1 protein-coding gene is annotated in these 627 nt (G+C 50.7%); it reads left to right on the top strand.

Features of this window, described 5'->3' with window-relative positions:
- Positions 1-573, top strand: a 573-nt coding sequence (locus ACQY6F_RS18975; RefSeq protein ID WP_428776681.1) for a succinate dehydrogenase iron-sulfur subunit, incomplete at its 5' end; no start/stop codon positions are given.
- Positions 574-627 lie beyond the last annotated feature (54 nt).

Genomic DNA, 627 nt, shown 5'->3' with positions numbered 1-627 from the left:
CTGGATGAGACGCTTAGCTTTCGCCGCTCCTGCGGTGAAGGAGTTTGTGGTTCCGACGGGATGAATATCAATGGAACCAATGGCCTTGCCTGTATTACTGCGCTGGATGGTTTGAAACAGCCGGTTGAGGTGAAACCCCTCCCGGGATTGCCGGTAATTCGGGACCTGGTTATTGATATGGACATGTTTTACAGGCAGTATCGCGCGGTCAGGCCCTATTTGATCGTTAACGATCCGATGCCCGAGGTCGAGCTTAAACAGTCACCGGCGCAACGTGAAAAGCTGGACGGTTTATACGAATGTGTTTTGTGTGCCTGCTGTTCCACAGCGTGCCCGTCATTCTGGTGGAATCCGGATAAATTTCTGGGGCCGGCCGCACTGTTACAGGCATCGCGGTTTATCGAGGACAGCCGTGACCAGGCATTCGAGGAACGCCTGGCTGAACTGGAAGGACCATTTAAATTATTCCGCTGTCACACCATCATGAACTGTGTCAATGTCTGTCCCAAGGGCCTGAATCCCACGAAAGCCATCGGACGAATAAAACAGAAAATGGTAACACGGTCTTTGTAATGTTATCGCCTGTAAAAAATGAACCGCGGAGGCGCGGAGAAAACATTTTTTATT

This window comes from Vibrio sp. (genome assembly GCF_050299255.1).
Taxonomy (GTDB): Bacteria; Pseudomonadota; Gammaproteobacteria; order Enterobacterales; family Vibrionaceae; genus Vibrio.
Note: the sequence above shows the minus strand (reverse complement) of the source record. Positions and strands in the feature narration are given on the sequence as shown.